Source organism: Pseudomonas sp. BP8 (assembly GCF_017875955.1).
Lineage (GTDB): Bacteria > Pseudomonadota > Gammaproteobacteria > Pseudomonadales > Pseudomonadaceae > Aquipseudomonas.
In genome coordinates this window covers 4059051-4072916 of sequence record NZ_JAGINK010000001.1, presented here as the reverse complement: position 1 = coordinate 4072916, position 13866 = coordinate 4059051, and the positions used below count along the sequence as shown (strand labels likewise).

At 63.9% G+C, this 13866-nt stretch carries 14 protein-coding genes; 8 read left to right on the top strand and 6 right to left on the bottom strand.

From position 1 onward, the window contains the following. Positions 1–123: 123 nt before the first annotated feature. Complete coding sequence (locus J3B00_RS17710) at positions 124–987, bottom strand: TIGR03915 family putative DNA repair protein (RefSeq protein ID WP_209869422.1); 864 nt, start codon at positions 985–987, stop codon at positions 124–126. Continuing rightward, positions 978–2198 (bottom strand): putative DNA modification/repair radical SAM protein, encoded by a 1221-nt coding sequence (locus J3B00_RS17705; protein ID WP_209869419.1) that lies wholly within the window; start codon positions 2196–2198, stop codon positions 978–980. The genes J3B00_RS17710 and J3B00_RS17705 overlap by 10 nt, the downstream gene beginning before the upstream one ends. A gap of 222 nt (positions 2199–2420) precedes the next feature. On the opposite strand from J3B00_RS17705, the gene mqo reads away from it, so the two are divergent. From mqo to J3B00_RS17675, 6 genes are all read left to right on the top strand, one after another. Continuing rightward, positions 2421–4010, top strand: coding sequence for a malate dehydrogenase (quinone) (mqo, locus tag J3B00_RS17700; RefSeq protein ID WP_209869416.1), 1590 nt, complete (start codon positions 2421–2423; stop codon positions 4008–4010). Between the two features lie 119 nt (positions 4011–4129). Then, positions 4130–4750 carry a LysE family translocator gene (locus J3B00_RS17695; RefSeq protein ID WP_209869412.1) on the top strand — a complete coding sequence of 207 codons (621 nt, stop codon included), beginning with the start codon at positions 4130–4132 and terminating at the stop codon, positions 4748–4750. A 21-nt stretch (positions 4751–4771) separates the two neighbouring features. Continuing rightward, positions 4772–5644, top strand: coding sequence for an alpha/beta hydrolase (locus J3B00_RS17690; protein ID WP_209869409.1), 873 nt, complete (start codon positions 4772–4774; stop codon positions 5642–5644). Positions 5645–5889: 245 nt separating this feature from the next. Continuing rightward, on the top strand, positions 5890–7026 hold the full coding sequence (locus tag J3B00_RS17685) for an HlyD family secretion protein (protein WP_209869406.1): 1137 nt from the start codon (positions 5890–5892) through the stop codon (positions 7024–7026). Next, the gene (locus J3B00_RS17680) at positions 7016–8524 is read left to right on the top strand and encodes an MDR family MFS transporter (protein WP_209869402.1); all 1509 of its coding nucleotides are present in this window, start codon (positions 7016–7018) and stop codon (positions 8522–8524) included. Before J3B00_RS17685 ends, J3B00_RS17680 begins: the two co-directional genes overlap by 11 nt. Positions 8525–8593: 69 nt before the next feature. After that, positions 8594–9340: a helix-turn-helix transcriptional regulator gene (locus tag J3B00_RS17675; protein WP_209874955.1), complete on the top strand. Its 747-nt coding sequence runs from the start codon at positions 8594–8596 to the stop codon at positions 9338–9340. A gap of 113 nt (positions 9341–9453) precedes the next feature. Here the strand turns inward: J3B00_RS17675 and J3B00_RS17670 are convergent, their stop codons facing one another. Continuing rightward, on the bottom strand, positions 9454–10047 hold the full coding sequence (locus tag J3B00_RS17670; protein WP_209869399.1) for a DUF4157 domain-containing protein: 594 nt from the start codon (positions 10045–10047) through the stop codon (positions 9454–9456). 132 nt (positions 10048–10179) lie between these two features. On the opposite strand from J3B00_RS17670, the gene J3B00_RS17665 reads away from it, so the two are divergent. Both J3B00_RS17665 and J3B00_RS17660 read left to right on the top strand, forming a co-directional pair. Further along, positions 10180–10911 carry an SDR family oxidoreductase gene (locus tag J3B00_RS17665; RefSeq protein ID WP_209869395.1) on the top strand — a complete coding sequence of 244 codons (732 nt, stop codon included), beginning with the start codon at positions 10180–10182 and terminating at the stop codon, positions 10909–10911. 27 nt (positions 10912–10938) lie between these two features. Beyond that, positions 10939–11529: a 2-hydroxychromene-2-carboxylate isomerase gene (locus J3B00_RS17660; RefSeq protein WP_209869391.1), complete on the top strand. Its 591-nt coding sequence runs from the start codon at positions 10939–10941 to the stop codon at positions 11527–11529. A gap of 102 nt (positions 11530–11631) precedes the next feature. On the opposite strand, the gene J3B00_RS17655 is transcribed toward J3B00_RS17660, so the two are convergent. From J3B00_RS17655 to J3B00_RS17645, 3 genes are all read right to left on the bottom strand, one after another. Continuing rightward, on the bottom strand, positions 11632–12864 hold the full coding sequence (locus tag J3B00_RS17655) for a DUF1835 domain-containing protein (RefSeq protein ID WP_209869388.1): 1233 nt from the start codon (positions 12862–12864) through the stop codon (positions 11632–11634). Positions 12865–13009: 145 nt separating this feature from the next. Continuing rightward, a complete protein-coding gene (locus J3B00_RS17650) occupies positions 13010–13303 on the bottom strand; it encodes a hypothetical protein (protein WP_209869385.1) in 294 nt (97 codons plus the stop codon). Positions 13304–13311: 8 nt separating this feature from the next. Beyond that, a complete protein-coding gene (locus J3B00_RS17645) occupies positions 13312–13857 on the bottom strand; it encodes a cupin domain-containing protein (protein ID WP_119139313.1) in 546 nt (181 codons plus the stop codon). Between the last annotated feature and the right edge of the window lie 9 nt (positions 13858–13866).

Genomic DNA, 13866 nt, shown 5'->3' with positions numbered 1-13866 from the left:
CGAACGGATCGTATCTGGAGGTGATGCCGGTGAGGGCTGCGCCCTCATTTCGCGACACAAGGCCGCTCCCACAGTGAACGCGCCAACTTTCAGGTTTAGGCGCTAAGCGCCCCCACGTTCAAATCAACCCTGAGACCGATCAGCCGGACCAACGCTTGCACTGATCCGTTTGCCTACCTGTTGCGCCACTTCCGCCGCCTGCCCATCGCGCTGCTTGCCCTGGCGCGCCAAGCCCATCAACTGCGGAATCAGCATGCCTTCAGGCAAATGCCGCCAGAACCGCCCAGGCATGTGCAGGCGCAATGCGTCGGGGTTGAGCCGCGCCGGATTGAAGGTATGCCGGTAATAGGTACGCCACAGGTCCGCCCCCGGATCATCGGCATGCCGCGCCCACTGCCGCCACTGCTCAGGACAGAGCCGATGGTAGTCCAAGGCCTGGCCATCGAAGCGCACCGCATCACGGTCGGTGGCGATCAACCAGCGCTGCCGCCCCAGGCGATCGGCAAAGTGGCCGCTGGCGCTTTCGAGGATGTCATGCGCCGGCTCGTGGTAGGCCACCAGGTCCAGCTGCAATTGCGCCGCCAGCGCTTCGGGCAAGGGCACGAAGCGGACGAAGGCATGCAGATGATGCGCTTCGCGGCTGACCTGTTTGATCCGCCGGTGCAGTTCGCTGCCCAGGCGATCACCGGCGAGCATGGCCGTACGATCGCCATGGGCGACGCGCCAGAGCACTTCATAGAGCAGGTTCCAGCGCTGCTCGCCGCGATAGCGCGCGGCCTGTTCAAGCAGGGTCAGCAAGGCTGCGGGTACCTTCGCCCGAAACGGTCCGGGGCCCTCGGGCAAGGGCGTCGGCACTGCCAGCAAGTCATCCATGGGGCCTTGCGCCCAGCTCACCTGGGCAGGGTCGATGCCATGCCCGAGCAGGCGCCGCGCCTGTTCGCGCCAGGTGCTGAAATGCCCGTCGCAGTCGAGCGCAATCATCCCCACAGCCCCATCTGCACCGGCGCTTGTGGTTCACGCAGGCGCTCGCGCAGCAAACCGCTGCGCAGTTCAGACTGGGCAGGGCGGTAATCGCTGGTGACGATGAATGGCCGCGCCTTGTCCAGCACGCAGCGCAGCTGGATCAGGTCGTCGTAGCGGATGCGCCGTTCGCGACGTAGCGCCACCAGGCGCTCGACGCTACGCAGGCCAATACCCGGGATGCGCGCCAGCAGGGCCGGCTCGGCACGGTTCACGTCCAGCGGGAAAACCTCGCGATTGGCCAGTGCCCAGGCAAGCTTGGGATCGATGTCCAAGGCCAGGTTGGCGGCCTGGCTGAACAGCTCGCCAGCCTTGTAGCCATAGCCGCGCATGAGGAAGTCGGCCTGGTACAGGCGGTGCTCGCGCAGCAGCGGTGGTGCGGCCAGGGGGACGCTGTCGGGGCTGTCCGGGATCGGGCTGAACGCTGAGTAGTAGACGCGCTTGAGGCCATAGCCTTGATACAGGGATTCGGCATTACCCAGCAGGGTGCGGTCATCGGTGTCGTCGGCGCCCACGATCACCTGGGTACTTTGCCCGGCCGGGGTGAAGCGTGGCGCGCGTGGTTCGCCAGCAACGGCCAGCTGACCGCGGTGGATAGTGCCCATTGCCTGGCGAATGGTGTGCGCGTGTTTTTCCGGCGCCAGGCGCTTGAGGCTGGCATCGGTCGGCAGTTCGACGTTGACGCTCAGGCGGTCGGCCAGACGGCCAGCCTCTTCGATCAACAGCGGATCGGCATCGGGAATGGTCTTGAGGTGGATATAACCGCGAAACTCGTGTTCTTCACGAAGCAGCCGTGCAACCTGAATCAGCTGCTCCATGGTGTAGTCGGCCGAACGGATGATGCCCGAGCTGAGAAACAACCCACTGATGCAGTTGCGCCGGTAGAAATCCAGGGTCAAGCGCACCACTTCCTCGGGGGTGAAACGCGCGCGTGGCACGTTGCTCGAGCGGCGGTTGACGCAGTATTGGCAGTCGTACAGGCAGAAGTTGGTGAGCAGCACTTTAAGCAGCGAGACGCAGCGACCATCGGGCGTATAGCTGTGGCAGATGCCCATGCCGTCGGTGGCGCCCAGCCCGTCGCGACCGCGCGAGCTGCGCTTGGGTGCGCCGCTGCTGGCGCACGATGCGTCGTACTTGGCGGCATCGGCGAGGATGCCGAGTTTGGCGATGAGCTGCATGTGGGCTACTCGAAATACTGAATATTCATACAGTATTTGCAGATGGTGTTTGTTGCAAGTGCCTGTGGTCGTCTGGGTGAGCCTTTCGCGGGGAGGCGCCGTTCCTGGCAATGCCCGAGCGAATTGCTCAGCTAAGCTTGAACCCAGGTTAAATCTGACGGAGCACGGCATGGAGCCCCACGCAGAGCAGATCGAGGCCCGCAGCGCCTCGCAGGAGAAGACATGAACATCACGATCAAATCAAAACTGGCACTGGCCGGCATGACCCTGACTTTGGGTATGCTCAACGCCCAGGCGGCGGACACCAAGCGGGTCGATGTGCTGTTGGTGGGCGGTGGCATCATGAGCTCGACCCTGGCCATCTGGCTCAATGAACTCGAGCCGGGCTGGTCGATGCAGATGGTCGAGCGCCTGGACAAGGTGGCCGAAGAAAGCTCCAACGGCTGGAACAACGCCGGTACCGGCCACTCGGCATTGGCCGAACTGAACTACACGCCCGAGAAAGACGGCAAGATCGACATCAGCAAGGCGATAGAGATCAACGAGTCGTTCCAGATCACTCGGCAGTTTCTCGCCTGGCAGGTCAAGAGCGGAGTCCTGAAGAACCCACGCTCGTTCATCAATGCCACGCCGCACATGAGTTTTGTCTGGGGCGATGACAACATCCGCTTCCTGAAAAAACGCTATGAGGCGCTGCAGGCAAGCCCGTTGTTCCGCCCCATGCAATATTCCGAAGACCCAGGGCAGATCAAGCAATGGGTGCCGCTGATGATGGAAGGCCGCGACCCCAATCAGAAGCTTGCCGTGACCTGGACGCCGATCGGCACCGACGTCAACTTCGGTGAGATCACTCGCCAGTACGTGGGCTACCTGCAAACCCGGCCGAATTTCGACTTGAAGCTGTCGAGCGAGGTCGAGGACATCAGCCGCAACGACGATGGCTCCTGGCACGTCGAATACAAAAACCTCAAGGACGGCAGCAAAGCCGCCACTGACACCAAGTTCCTGTTCATCGGCGCAGGCGGCGCGGCGCTGCCACTGCTGCAAAAGGCCGGTATCGACGAAGCGAAGGACTACGCTGGCTTCCCGGTCGGTGGCTCGTTCCTTGTGACCGACAACCCAACGATTGCCAAGCGGCACATGGCCAAGGCGTATGGCATCGCCTCGACCGGTGCGCCGCCGATGTCGGTGCCGCACCTGGATACGCGAGTGCTCGATGGCAAGCAGGTGATCCTGTTTGGCCCGTTTGCCACGTTCTCCACCAAGTTCCTCAAAGAGGGCTCGTTGCTCGATCTGTTCGCCAGCATGTCTACCCACAATGTCTGGCCGATGATGCGCGTGGGCGTGCGTGAGTTTGATCTGGTGCAGTACCTGGTCGGCCAGGTGTTGCAATCGGACGATGATCGCTTTGACGCGCTGAAGACCTATTTCCCCAATGCCAAGCAGGAGGACTGGCGGCTGTGGCAGGCTGGCCAGCGGGTGCAGATCATCAAGAAGGACAAGGACCTGGGCGGGGTGCTGAAGCTGGGTACCGAAGTGGTCGCCTCCAAGGATGGCAGCATTGCCGGCTTGCTCGGTGCTTCGCCGGGCGCTTCGACGGCGCCTCCGATCATGCTCGACCTGATGCAGAAGGTGTTCAAGGACAAGATGGCCTCGGCGCCGTGGCAGGCCAAACTGCACGAAATCATTCCATCCTACGGGATGCGCCTGAATGATCATCCGGACGAGGTCGAGAAAGCGTGGGCGTACACCAATGAGGTGCTGCAACTGGCGGTACCGGTGAACGCTGCGACGCCTGTGGCAACGCCGTGAGGTACAGTTTCGGTACAGTAATGTGTATCTGAATAATTTCAGGTAACTGTATGGGTAGGGGTGGGGTGCCGCTCAGCTACTGTGCTTGCACCTCTTACCCCGATACAGCGAACTTCGCCATGCTTGCCTCATTCGACCTGCTGACAGCCTTTGTGCTCTTCGCTTTCGTTTCCTCGATCACCCCGGGGCCGAATAACACCATGCTGCTGGCGTCAGGGGTGAACTTCGGTGTGCGCCGTTCGATCCCGCATGCCATGGGGATCAGTATCGGCTTCATGGTTCTGGTACTGGCAGTCGGTTTTGGCCTGGGCGAGGTGTTCAAGGCATGGCCGCCGCTGTACACCATCCTGCGCTATACCGGCGCCACCTACCTGCTGTACCTGGCCTACAAGATCGCCACCTCCGGGCCGATTTCCGCCAGTGACCGTGGCACCGCCAAGCCGATGAGCTTCTTGGGTGCAGCGGCGTTTCAGTGGGTCAACCCGAAAGCCTGGGTCATGGCAATCGGCGCCATCACCACCTACACCCCGGCCCAAGGCTATGTGCTCAATGTGATCGTGATCGCGGCCGTGTTCGCCCTGGTCAACCTGCCTAGCGTGGGCGTTTGGGTGATGTTTGGCAGTGCTTTGCGCAATCTGTTGCAGAATCCGCGCTGGCTGATGCTGTTCAATGTCCTGATGGCCCTGCTGCTGGTGATTTCCCTGTACCCGCTGCTCTTTGTAGAATCGGCGTTTTCCTGAACCGATAAGTGCAGCTGACTGATGCAATTGATTCCCTGGTCCTACGAGTGCGCCGAAGGCTTCACCCTGCGCGGCTGGCGCTCGCCCGCCAGTGGTCGGCCGTTGCTGCACTTCTTGCATGGCAACGGTTTTTGCAGCCTGGTTTATCAACCGTTGCTGATGCGCCTGGGGGAGCACTTCGACCTCTGGCTGAGTGATGCCCAGGGGCACGGCGACAGTGATCACGGTGGCCCCTTCCTTGGCTGGAACCGTACGGCGGCGTTGGCGCTGGAGGCCTTCGAGGCAGGCCGCGGCGAGTACGCTGATGTGCCCCGGTATGCACTGGGGCACAGTTTTGGCGGCGTGCTCACGGGCTTGATCCTGGCCACTGAAGGCCAGCCGTTCCAGCGCGCGGTGCTGCTCGATCCGGTGTTGTTCAGTCGGCGCATGATTGGCGTAATGGGCGCGGCGACGATGTTTGGCTTGCACCGACGGCACGGCTTGGCGCGCAAGGCGGCAAGCCGCCGCAGCCACTGGCCTGACCGTGACAGCGCATTGGTCTCGTTGCAAGGCCGGGGCATTTTCAAGGGCTGGACCGATGAGGCGCTGCTGGCCTACGTCGAGCATGCCATTGGCGATCACGGCGAAGGCGTGGTGCTCAAGTGCCGGCCCAGCCGTGAAGTGGAAATCTTCAGTTCGTTTCCGCAGCGGATGTGGTCAAGCCTGGCCGCGATCAGCACACCGACCTGCATTCTGTATGGCGAGCAGACCTATCCCTTCGTGCCGCGTTCGGTGCAGCGACTGGCCGCGATCAATCCGGCGGTGAGCGCGCAGCAGGTGCCGGGTGGGCACTGTTTCATGCAGGAACACCCCGCAGCGACCGCGGAGCAAGTGCTAAGCGCACTGCGCAGCTGACGGCTACCTGGGAAACGCCGCTGTTCCTGTGGGAGCGGCCTTGTGTCGCGAAAGGGCTGCAGAGCAGCCCCGGCAATCTCAAAGCAGACGCAACGTGTGGAGTACCTACGCCGGATCGCCCTGCTAAAAAAGCTCACCATAGTTGGCAAAAATGTCCATTTCGCGACGACAGCTCTCATATTCTCGCGCGAACGACACGCTCGGATTACATACCCTGACGCTCCCCCCAGCAAGGAGCCCAGGCAATGAATCAGGCGGTAACCCCAGATCCGCAAATCGCCGTCGAAAATGCCGCGCGCAGCCGTCGCCAACGCTGGCTGCGCTACTCCCTGGCCGGCTGCGCAGGCCTGTTGGTCCTGGGCTACGCCACCTATTGGTGGCGGGATGGACGCTTCCTCGAGCAGACCGACGACGCCTACGTGCGCGCCGACTGGGCGCCGATCAGCGCGCGGGTCAGTGGCTACGTGGCCGAGGTTCAGGTGACCGAGAATGCCCGGGTCAAAGCCGGCGACGTGCTGGTGGTGCTGGATGCGCGCGATTTTCGTGAGCGCCTGCACAGTGCCCAGGCCCACCTGGCGGTCAGCGAGGCGGCGGTGCAGGTGCAGCGCATGCGCCTGCGCGGCTTGGCGGCCGAGCAGCGCGAGCAGCTCCAGGCCATTGCCCACGCCGAGGCCCAGCGCGGTGGCAGCCGCGGCGAAAGCCAGCGCGCCGAGGCAGACTGGCAGCGTTATCAGCGCCTGGCCGAGTGGCAGGCTGTCAGCGTTCAGCGCATGGAACAGGCCAAGGCCACCCGGATCCAGGCCCACGCCTTGCAACGTGGCGCCGACGCCGAGCTGGCCCGGCAACACGCGCGCAAGCAAGTGCTGGATGAGCAGGGGCTGCAGTTGCAGGCCGAGCTCGAGCAGCGTCAGGCCGACCTTGAGCAGGCCCGCTCCGCGCTTGAACTGGCTCGCAGCGCGTTGGCCGACACCGAGATTCGTGCGCCCTTCGACGGCGTGGTCGGCCAGCGCAAGGTGCGTCAGCAGCAGTACGTGACCCCGGGTCTGCCGTTGCTGGCGGTGGTGCCGGTCGAGCAGGCCTATGTCGTCGCCAACTTCAAGGAAACCCAGCTTGAGCATCTGCGCCCAGGGCAGCCGGTACAGCTCGCCGTCGATACCTTTGGCCAGCACTGGCACGGCAAGGTGGACAGCGTGTCACCAGGCTCCGGCGCTGTGTTTGCGTTGCTCCCGCCCGACAACGCTACCGGCAACTTTACCAAGATCGTCCAGCGCTTTCCGGTGCGTATCCAGCTTGATCCGACTGCGGGCGAGCGCCCTCCGTTACTGCCGGGGATGTCGGTAACCGCCACCGTCGACACCCGTGAGGCGGACAATGAGCGCTGAGGACAAGGTTTCCACCCGCGCCTGGGTGGCGGTGATCGGTGGTCTGTTCGGCTGCTTCATGGCGGGCATGAACGTCCATGTCACGAGTGCTGCGCTGCCGGAAATCGAGGGCGCGCTGGGCGCCAGTTTCGAGGAGGGCTCGTGGATTTCCACCGCCTACCTGGTGGCGGAAATCAGCATGATTCCGCTGACCGCCTGGCTGGTGCAGGTGTTTTCCCTGCGCCGGGTGATGCTGGTCGGCTCGGCGGTGTTTCTGGTCAGTTCGGTCAGTTGCGCCCTGGCGCCGAGCCTGCAGGCGATGATCACCCTGCGCGTGATCCAGGGGGCCTCGGGGGCAGTCCTGATTCCGTTGTCGATGCAACTGATCATCACCGAATTGCCGGCCAGCCGGATTGCCTTGGGCATGGCCTTGTTCAGCCTGTCCAACAGCGTCGCTCAAGCTGCCGGGCCGTCCATAGGCGGCTGGCTGACCGACATGTACTCATGGCGCTGGATCTTTCTTCTGCAGCTACCGCCCGGGGTGGCCTTGCTGGCGGCGGTGGCCTGGTCGATCAGGGGCGAGGCGGGTGACCGCAGCGCCCTGTGCAAGGCGGACTGGCTGGGCATCACGGCCATGGCCCTGGGGCTTGGCGCCTTGCAGATCGTGCTGGAGGAGGGTGGGCGCAAGGACTGGTTCGACTCGCCCTTCATCGTCGGCTTCAGCGTGCTGGCGGTGGTCGCCCTGGCACTGTTCATCCAGCGTCAGCTATGGGGCGAACGGCCGTTCATCAACCTGCGCCTGTTGGCCAGCTATAACTTCGGCGTGGCGAGCCTGGCCATGGCGATATTTGGCGCGGCCACCTTCGGCCTGGTGTTTCTGGTGCCCAACTACCTGTCGCAAGTGCAGGGCTACAGCGCCAGCGAGATTGGCAAGAGCCTGATCGCCTATGGCATGGTGCAGTTGCTCTTGGCGCCGCTATTGCCACGGCTGATGCGCTGGCTCAACGCCAAGCTGCTGGTGGCAAGCGGGTTCGCCATCATGGCCCTGGGCTGTTGGCTGGGGGCGCACCTGACCGCAGACGCCGGGCGCAATGTCATCATCCCCTCCACGGTGGTGCGGGGAATCGGCCAGCCGCTGATCATGGTCGCGTTGTCGGTGCTGGCGGTGAAGGGGCTGGACAAGGCTCAGGCCGGCTCGGCGTCGGCGCTGATCTCGATGCTGCGCAACCTCGGGGGTGCGCTGGGTACGGCGTTGCTCACGCAACTGGTGTCGCAACGCGAGCGCTTTCATTCAGTGCGGGTGGGCGAGAGCCTGACGCTGTTCGACAGCGCCTTGCAGCAGCGCTTGCCGGGCGGCATGCTCGACCCGCAGTCGCCGCAAGTGATGCAGACCTTGGCCCTGATCGACCAAAGCGTGCGCGAACAGGCGTACCTGATGGCCTATTCCGATGCGTTTTACCTGGCCTGCATGGCGTTGCTTGGCTGCGCCTTGGCGGCATTGTTGCTGCGCAGTCGCTAGGGCTATCGACCTGTTGCGCAGGCTCGGTCACTATCCACGGCTCACCGCTCACCGCTCAGAGGACCCATGATGAAGCGTCCCGCCATTGTGCCGCTCGCCGAAAACTACCGACACGGAGAGCGGATCGCTGCCCACTGCCATGACCGGGCGCAACTGATCCATGCGCTCAGCGGGGTGATCACGGTCAACTCACGCCAAGGCAGTTGGGTGGTGCCGCCGGGGCGTGGGGTGTGGGTTCCGGCGGCGGTGGAGCATGACCTGAAGATGGCCGGGGCGGTGCAGATGCGCACCTTGTTCGTAGATCAGTCAGCGCGGCCCGAGTTGCCGTTCGCGTGTCAGGTAATCGAGATTTCGCCGCTGTTGCGCGAGCTGATCATCTGCGCGATGGACATTGCTCCCGATCATCTCCCAGAGGGGCGTGATGCGCGGATCATGCAGTTGATTCTCGACGAGATCCGCGTGTTGCCGGTGTTGGCACTGCATGTGCCGAGCCCGGCCGATCGACGCTTGCTGGCGCTGTGCGATGCCTTGCGCGAGGTGCCGGGAGAGGACTGGAACCTGGCGCGGGCGGCGGCGCACAGCGGGCTCAATCCGCGCACGCTGACGCGGAGTTTTCAGCGCGAGACGGGTTTGAGTTTCGTGCAGTGGCTGCGCCGGGTGCGCTTGTTGGCCAGCCTGGATGCGTTGGCGGCGGGGCGCTCGGTGCTGGAGGTGGCGCTGGACTTGGGCTATGACAGCCCGAGCGCATTCAGTGCAATGTTTCGGCGCACGCTGGGTGTGTCGCCGTCGGGGTATTTCGGGCGCGATGGCGGCTAGGGCTTAGCCTGTGGTCATGAATGATCTTTTCTGGAGGTGATGCCGGTGAGGGCTGCGCCCTCATTTCGCGACACAAGGCCGCTCCCACAGGGACCCCTACAGACTGCGCATCATCATCGCGCCAGCCCCGAGCGCCGCTCGCGCAGCGCCTTGGCCACCTCGGCCTCGATCTCGTAGGCCGGACCTTCCAGCTCGTCGTAGTTGCGGGTATAGCGCCGGGCGAATTCAACTACCCCGAGCGCTTGATATTGCTGCACATGCTTGAGCTCATGCGCCCATAACGCAACGTTGTCTTCGGCATCACTGGCATGGCGGAAGATGATCGTGTCGATCAGCGTCACGGCATTCACATCGGGATTCTGCAGCATCGCATTGGCGGCGCTGACCTGCTGCGCGTCACCTACCCGAAAGCGTGCCGTGTCGAGCACGGCGAAGTCGTACCAGGCTTCCAGTTGGGCGCGGATATGCAGGGGGACCGGCTCGGTGCCCTTGGCTGCAGCCTCGTCGCGGGCCTGCTGGAGGGCGAAGGCAAGGCTCGAGGACGCCATGCGCTCGACATCCTTGAGGATCTGCCCGGTCTGGCCAGGGTCGATCGGGGCGCAGAAACACCCCAACAGGCAAACTTGGTACTGCCCGGGCGGGCAGGCGTTATCGGCCAGGGCGGGCAGTGCCAGTACCAGGCCCAGCAGCAGGCTAGCGCGTTTCATCCGCTACCCTGTCATGGAGGTTGCGACTTGCCTTTGGCACCTGGTCTCGAACCTCTTCGCTGGCCTGAATGCGGCAGGCGATCATACCATGGGGTTCGGATGCTCAATGATTGCTCAGCAATGGAGGTACCCGTGGCAGAACAACAGAAAGTGGTCCTGGTGATCGGCGCCGGTGATGCCACCGGCGGCGAGATTGCCAAGCGCTTCGCCCGTGAGGGGTATATCGCCTGTGTGACCCGTCGACAGGCAGACAAGCTGCAGCCGTTGCTGGATGAGATACGCGCAGGCGGCGGCCAGGCCCATGGTTTTGGCTCCGATGCGCGCAACGAGGAGGACGTGGCCACCCTGGTCGAGACCATCGAGCGTGACATTGGCCCGATCGAGGCGTTTGTGTTCAATATCGGCGCCAATGTGCCGTGTGGGATCCTCGACGAGACCCCGCGCAAGTTCTTCAAGGTGTGGGAGATGGCCTGCTTTGCCGGTTTTCTCACCGCTCAGGCGGTAGCCAGGCGCATGGTGACCCGCGAGCGCGGCAGCATCCTGTTCACCGGGGCCACCGCCGGCACCCGCGGTGCGGCCGGTTTTGCCGCGTTCGCCACGGCCAAGCATGGCTTGCGGGCGCTGGCCCAGAGCATGGCGCGTGAGCTGGGGCCGCGCAATATTCACGTGGCGCACGTGGTGGTGGACGGCGCGATCGACACCGCCTTCATCCGCGACAACTTCCCCGAGCGCTATGCCCTCAAGGACCAGGACGGCATTCTCGATCCGGCGCATATCGCCGACAGCTATTGGTTTTTGCATGCCCAGCCGCGCGATGCCTGGACCTTCGAGCTGGACCTGCGCCCGTGGAACGAGCGCTGGTAACTCCCTCAGTTTCACAAGGATCGAACCATGACCAAGTGTGTTGAATTCTTTTTTGATCTGGGCAGCCCAGCGAGCTATCTGGCCTGGACGCAACTGCCAGGCCTCTGCGCGCGGCGTGGCGCGCGTCTGGACTATCGACCGATGCTGCTCGGCGGCGTGTTCCAGGCGACGGGCAACGCATCGCCGGTAATGGTCCCGGCCAAAGGTAAATACATGCTGCTTGACCTGCAGCGTTTTGCCCAGCGCTATGGTGTGCCGTTGGGGCTACCGCCGGGTTTCCCCATCAATACGCTGGGGCTGATGCGCGGGTTGATTGGCACTCAGTTGCAGGCGCCGGAGCGCTTTGAGGTATTGCTGGAGGTGCTGTTCAAGGCGCTTTGGGTTGAACAGCGCGATCTGGCCGAGGCGGCGGTGCTGGATGAAACGTTGGATCGGGCTGGCTTTGATCCGGCTTGGTTCAGGGCGCTGGCCGGTGATGCTGCCGTCAAGGAGGCGCTCAAGCAGGTGACCGAGGAGGCGGTGACGCGCGGGGTATTCGGCGCGCCAACCTGTTTTGTCGAGGGGCAGATGTTCTTTGGCCAGGATCGGCTGGATTTTGTCGAGCAGGCGTTGCTTTAGCAGGCCAGGCCTCTTCGCGGGGCAAGCCCGCTCCTACAGGATTTGTGAGCACCTTGCCCCTGTAGGAGCGGGCTTGCCCCGCGAAGAGGCCGGCCCTGCCGATCAGCTGCGCCAGACCGGCTGCAGCGCCTCATCAAGCGCCCAATGCGCCTGACCCGGCTGCAGCCGCACGCCGCCGACCCAGCGCTCTTGGCCAATCAGTTCCAGGCCATACGCATGCCCGGCCAACACGCGCTCGCCCTCTGCGGTCAGGCTGATCGTTCGCTGCGGCCATTCACGCTGACTGGCGTCCTCGGCAATGAGCGGGCGCGCTGCATCGATCAGGGGCCGCAGCAGGGCATGGAACATCAGGTCACCCAGATAAGGCAGCGGCTCGCGCTCCATCATCAACACATCGAAGGCCTTGCCCATCGGCAGCGGCCCCCTGTCACGCAGGATCTGCAGGGTCAGGCGTTCGGTGAGGGACAGGCCATCGACACTGCCGGGCAGCTCTTGCAGTTGCCGTAGCAACGCCGGGCCGAGCAACGGCAGGGCGTCGTGGCGGGCATGAGCCAGCGCCGCGAAGGCCTGGGGAGAGGGTGCGCGATAGGCCGCCCACGCGTCACGCGCCAGCCTCAGCATTGCCGCCGTCACCGGCTTGCGCTGGGGCCACAGCCAGGCCAGCAGCTCCGGCGCCAACTGGCCGATGCCAAGAAAGCGCTGTACCCCGGGCACTTGGTCAATCTCGATCAGGCTGAGGTTGGCCGGGACCTCTTTGAGCTCAGCCAGCACGCGGATCAGAAACAGCTGGTCATAAGCATCGGCTTCGCACCAGAGTACCCCAGGCAGTTGCTGGCCGAGCCTGGCCAGGGCGGCATACTCATCATCCTGGCGCTGGCGCACCTGCCCGGCGTCGAGGTTGAACACCTGGCTGATGTAGCTGGTGCGCACTGCGCTATAGCTGGGTTCGTCCAGCAGCGGCACCGGCCCCATGCACAGCGGATCGGCGTACATGCGCAACTGCCCCTTGAACCCGGCCAGTTGCAGGCTGTGCTGGATATCGTTGCCGCAGCGCCAATGGCAGGTGTCGGGGGTGTCACTGGCGACAAAATCGGGATGGGCGAGGGCGAACGCGAGGGTGTCGCAGTGCGCCTTGAGCTTGGGCCAACTGGCAAAGCCCAGGTCGCGGGCGATCAGGTATTGCGCATCGGCCAGCTGGGCCGGGCGCTCAGGCGCAACGTTGGGCAGACGCGGGTCGCCCTCACCATTGCGCAGGCGGCGCAACAGCGCCTTGGCACGTTTACGTTGCTGTTCGAGATTGACCCGGCCGTTATCGGGCAGGTTTTTAGCTGGCATACGAACTCCTTGGCGAGCCTTGTCCGCTGTCAGGCTGGAGTCGTCATGAGCGATGTACCAAGCAGGTTCCTGGGCGCAGCCCTTTCCGCGGACGGGAGGCGTTGGAGCACGCCGTCGCAGACTATAAGGGCCTGTCGGCGATGATTCAAGCCAGGGCCAGCAGTCGCTCGAGCTGAGTGCGCTCCCAGATGCTCAACAGCTCTACCGGGTTGGTGCCGTAGCGCTGCCAGGCGCCGACGTTGCCGTCGACGCCCTGCGGGCTGCGACACGCGAGGCAGTGCGCCAGGCCCTCGCTGTCGAAGCACAAGGTCAGTTGCCAGCCAGCGCTGCGCACCTCGACCTGGCCATCGCCATGGCGGGCACAGACCAGCAGCGGATGCACGCCAAGCGCTGCATCGCGCAGGCACTGGTAGACCTCGCGGCTGGTCGGCACGGGCATGGCGTCGGTCAGAAGTTGGCCGGGGTATTGGCGCTGATGATTTCGGCCTCGTCCTGGCCGATGTTCTTGAAGCTGTGGGCGAGGGTGGTGGGGATGTAGTAGCCATCGCCGGAGTTGAGCACGCTCACCTGGCCATCGACCCACAGCTCGATGGTGCCACGGGTGACCAGGCCACACTCTTCGCCTTCGGCATGCACAATTGGCTCGCCGGAGTCTGCGCCCGGGGCGTACAGCTCACGGAGCATGCGCATCTGCCGGCCTTCGACACTGGCGCCGACCAGCAGCATGCGCAGGCCATTGCGGCCGAGGTCAGGCTGGTCGCCGCCACGAAAGACGAAACGCTCTTCACGCACCGGCTCGTCGAAGCTGAAGAATTCCGCCAGGGACATCGGAATCCCTTCGAGCAGTTTTTTCAAGGAGCTGACCGAAGGGCTGACGCGGTTCTGTTCGATCTGCGAGATGGTCGAATTGGTCAGGCCACTGCGGCGGGCCAGTTCCCGTTGGGAAAGGTTGTTGCGTTCACGCACCAGTTTGAGTCGTGTCCCCGTGTCCATAGCCGCCTT

What these genes read in the sequence shown, in the direction of transcription:
- J3B00_RS17660 (WP_209869391.1), top strand. Translation starts at nt 10,939, where the DNA reads ATGACCAAGTGTGTTGAATTCTTTTTTGATCTGGGCAGCCCAGCGAGC.
- J3B00_RS17670 (WP_209869399.1), bottom strand. Translation starts at nt 10,047, where the DNA reads ATGAAACGCGCTAGCCTGCTGCTGGGCCTGGTACTGGCACTGCCCGCC.
- J3B00_RS17650 (WP_209869385.1), bottom strand. Translation starts at nt 13,303, where the DNA reads ATGCCCGTGCCGACCAGCCGCGAGGTCTACCAGTGCCTGCGCGATGCA.
- J3B00_RS17675 (WP_209874955.1), top strand. Translation starts at nt 8,594, where the DNA reads ATGAAGCGTCCCGCCATTGTGCCGCTCGCCGAAAACTACCGACACGGA.
- J3B00_RS17705 (WP_209869419.1), bottom strand. Translation starts at nt 2,198, where the DNA reads ATGCAGCTCATCGCCAAACTCGGCATCCTCGCCGATGCCGCCAAGTAC.
- mqo (WP_209869416.1), top strand. Translation starts at nt 2,421, where the DNA reads ATGAACATCACGATCAAATCAAAACTGGCACTGGCCGGCATGACCCTG.
- J3B00_RS17695 (WP_209869412.1), top strand. Translation starts at nt 4,130, where the DNA reads ATGCTTGCCTCATTCGACCTGCTGACAGCCTTTGTGCTCTTCGCTTTC.
- J3B00_RS17645 (WP_119139313.1), bottom strand. Translation starts at nt 13,857, where the DNA reads ATGGACACGGGGACACGACTCAAACTGGTGCGTGAACGCAACAACCTT.
- J3B00_RS17685 (WP_209869406.1), top strand. Translation starts at nt 5,890, where the DNA reads ATGAATCAGGCGGTAACCCCAGATCCGCAAATCGCCGTCGAAAATGCC.
- J3B00_RS17690 (WP_209869409.1), top strand. Translation starts at nt 4,772, where the DNA reads ATGCAATTGATTCCCTGGTCCTACGAGTGCGCCGAAGGCTTCACCCTG.
- J3B00_RS17680 (WP_209869402.1), top strand. Translation starts at nt 7,016, where the DNA reads ATGAGCGCTGAGGACAAGGTTTCCACCCGCGCCTGGGTGGCGGTGATC.
- J3B00_RS17655 (WP_209869388.1), bottom strand. Translation starts at nt 12,864, where the DNA reads ATGCCAGCTAAAAACCTGCCCGATAACGGCCGGGTCAATCTCGAACAG.